The organism is Streptomyces sp. NPDC029216 (genome assembly GCF_040648015.1).
Lineage (GTDB): Bacteria > Actinomycetota > Actinomycetes > Streptomycetales > Streptomycetaceae > Streptomyces.
This window is the reverse complement of record NZ_JBEZWL010000282.1, coordinates 1-3,474: the sequence shown is the minus strand read 5'-3', so window position 1 is coordinate 3,474 and position 3,474 is coordinate 1. Positions and strand designations below refer to the sequence as shown.

Annotated in this window: 2 protein-coding genes; both read left to right on the top strand. The window is 75.4% G+C overall.

What is annotated here, in order from left to right:
• A partial coding sequence (locus AB0F18_RS38905) for a type I polyketide synthase (RefSeq protein ID WP_362070191.1) occupies positions 1–2,336 on the top strand: 2,336 nt, incomplete at its 5' end.
• A gap of 89 nt (positions 2,337–2,425) precedes the next feature.
• On the top strand, positions 2,426–3,474 hold a 1,049-nt coding region (locus AB0F18_RS38900), incomplete at its 3' end, for a beta-ketoacyl synthase N-terminal-like domain-containing protein (protein ID WP_362070188.1).

Below are 3,474 nucleotides of genomic sequence, written 5' to 3'. Positions count from 1 at the left end.
CCGGCTGGCGGCTGACCACCGGCGGCGCGGGCACCACCGGCGCCGCCGGCACCCTCGACGCCCTCGCGCTCACCGAGAACCCCGCGGCCACCGCCCCGCTCGGCGAGGGCCAGGTCCGGATCGCCGTACGCGCCGCCGGCGTCAACTTCCGCGACGCCCTGATCGCCCTCGGCATGTACCCGGGCGAGGCCACCCTCGGCAGCGAAGCCGCCGGCATCGTCGTCGAGACCGGACCGGGGACCCCCGGCCTGGCGGTGGGGGACCGGGTGTTCGGCATGATCCCCGAGTCCTTCGGCCCGCTCGCCGTCGCCGACCACCGGATGGTGGCGCGGATACCGCGCGGCTGGACGTTCACCGAGGCCGCCTCCGTGCCCATCGTCTTCCTGACCGCCTACTACGCCCTCGTCGACCTGGCCGGCCTGCGGGCCGGGCAGACGCTGCTGGTGCACTCGGCGGCGGGCGGCGTCGGCATGGCCGCCACCCAGCTCGCCCGCCACCTCGGCGCCGAGGTCTACGGCACCGCGGGACCCGGCAAATGGGCGGCCCTGGCGGCGGCCGGCGGACCGGACGCCGACCACCTCGCCTCCTCCCGCGACCTCGCCTTCGAGGAGCGGTTCCTGACCGCGACGGCGGGGCGCGGCGTGGACGTCGTCCTCAACTCCCTCGCCGGGGAGTTCGTCGACGCCTCGCTGCGCACCCTCGCCGACGGCGGCCGTTTCCTGGAGATGGGCAAGACCGACGTCCGCGACCTCCGGCGGGTGGCCGAGGAGCACCGGGGCGCCGCGTACACCGCCTTCGACACCATCGAGGCCGGCCCCGACCGGATCGGCGCCATGCTCCACGAACTCGTCGCCCTGTTCGAAGCCGGGGCCCTGCGGCCCCTGCCCGTCACCTGCTGGGACGTCCGCCGGGCGCCCGCGGCCCTGCGCCACCTGAGTCAGGCCCGGCACATCGGCAAGCTCGTCCTCACCGTCCCCGCCGCCCCCGACCCGGAAGGCACCGTTCTCGTCACCGGAGCCACCGGGGCGCTGGGCGGGCTCGTCGCCCGCCACCTGGTCGCCGAACACGGCGTACGCCACCTGCTGCTCACCAGCAGGCGCGGCGCAGCCGCCGACGGGGCCGGCGCGCTGCGCGAGGAACTCCTCTCCGCGGGCGCCGCGACCGTCACCCTCACGGCCTGCGACACGGCCGACCGGGACGCCCTCGCCGCCCTGCTCGCGGAAATCCCCGCGGACCGGCCGCTGACCGCCGTCGTCCACGCCGCCGGCGTCCTCGACGACGGCCTGGTCACCTCCCTCACCCCGGACCGGCTGGAGGCCGTCCTGCGCCCCAAGGTGGACGCCGCGCTCCACCTGCACGAACTGACCCGGGACACGGACCTGTCCGCCTTCGTGCTGTTCTCCTCGGTCGCCGCGACCCTGGGCAGCGCCGGCCAGGGCAACTACGCCGCCGCCAACGCCTTCCTCGACGCCCTCGCCCAGCGCCGCGCCGCCGCCGGCCTGCCCGCCACCTCCCTGGCCTGGGGCCCCTGGGCCGACAGCGGAATGGCCTCGGACATGGACGCCTCCGGGCAGGACCGGATGGCCCGCTCCGGGCTGGTCCCCTTCCGTGCGGCCGAGGGCCTCGCCCTCTTCGACGCGGCCCGGACCGGCGAGCCGGCCGTCGCCGTACCCGTACGCTTCGCCACCGCGGCCCCGGCCGCCGCGGGCCCCGACGCGCAGCGGTCCGTACCGGCGGTCCTGCGCGGCCTGTTGCGCCCCGCCGCCCGGCGCACCGCCCGGGAGGCCGTCCCCGGCGGCGGCCCGGACGCCCTGCGCGAACGGCTCGCCCGCCTGTCCGGGCCCGAACGGGACTCCGCCCTGCTGGACCTGGTCCGCACCCAGGTGGCGGCCGTCCTCGGCCTCGGCGGCCCCCGCGAGGTGGACCGCGACCGGGAGTTCAAGCTGCTGGGCTTCGACTCCCTCACCTCGGTGGAACTGCGCAACCGGCTGAACTCCGCCACCGGACTGAGGCTCCCGGCCACCCTCGTCTTCGACTGCCCCACGCCCGTGGCGCTCGCCGCCCGCATCGCCACCGACCTCGCACCGCAGCCGGCCGCGGCCCCGTCGGCCGTGTCGGTCTTCGCGGAGCTCGACCGGCTGGAGCAGGCCCTCGCCGCCGTCGGAGCCGACGACGAACTCGTCCGCTCCCGGATCAGGACCCGCCTGCACGGTGTGCTCGCGGCCTTCACCGAAGGCCCCGCCCCCACCGCCGGCGAAACGTCCGACGAGCGGCTCCGCAGCGCCACCGTCGACGACATCTTCGCGCTCATCGACCAGGAGCTCGACGGCTCCTGAACACCCGGAAGAGCCCGGACCAGCAGGTGCACACCATCGCGGCCGCACCACCGCACCTTTTTCCGACACTCCTCGACGGGTGAAGAAACATGCAGAACGAACAGAACCGGCAGAACGCGCACAACGAGAACGAACAGAAGCTGCTGGACTACCTCAAGCGCGTGACGGCGGACCTCAAGCAGACCCGGCGCCGCCTGCACGAGGTGGAGGCGAAGGACCAGGAGCCGATCGCCATCGTCGCGATGAGCTGCCGCTACCCCGGCGGCGTCGACAGCCCCGAAGCCCTGTGGCGGCTGGTCGAGAGCGGCTCCGACGCCGTCACCGGCTTCCCCGGCAACCGCGGCTGGGACCTGGAGGGGCTCTACGACCCCGACCCGGGCGTCCCCGGCAAGTGCTACACCCGCGAGGGCGGCTTCCTCCACGACGCCGGCCGCTTCGACCCCGGCCTCTTCGGCATGTCCCCCCGCGAGGCCCTGGCCACCGACCCCCAGCAGCGGCTGCTCCTCGAAGTCGCCTGGGAGGCGTTCGAGCGGGCCGGCATCGCCCCCACCTCCGTCAAGGGCTCCCGCACCGGCGTGTTCGTCGGCCTCGCCTACCAGGGCTACGCGGGCAGCGGCGACACCCGCGAGGAACTGGAAGGCTTCCTGCTCACCGGCACCGCCCCCAGCGTCGCCTCCGGCCGAATCTCCTACACCTTCGGGCTGGAGGGCCCCTCGCTGACCGTCGACACGGCCTGCTCCTCCTCCCTCGTCGCCCTGCACCTCGCCGTCCAGGCCCTGCGCCGGGGCGAATGCTCCATGGCCCTGGCCGGCGGCGCCGCCGTGATGGCCGCCACCGGCATGTTCACCGAGTTCAGCCGCCAGCAGGGCCTGGCCGTCGACGGCCGCTGCAAGTCCTTTGCCGCCGGAGCCGACGGCACCGGCTGGGGCGAGGGCGTCGGCATGCTGCTCGTCGAGAAGCTCTCCGACGCCCTCCGCAACGGCCACCCCGTCCTCGCGGTCGTCCGGGGGAGCGCCGTCAACCAGGACGGGGCCTCCAACGGGCTCACCGCCCCCAACGGCCCCGCCCAGCAGCGGGTGATCGAACAGGCCCTGGCCAGTGCCGGGCTCTCCGCCGCCGACGTGGACGTGGTCGAGGC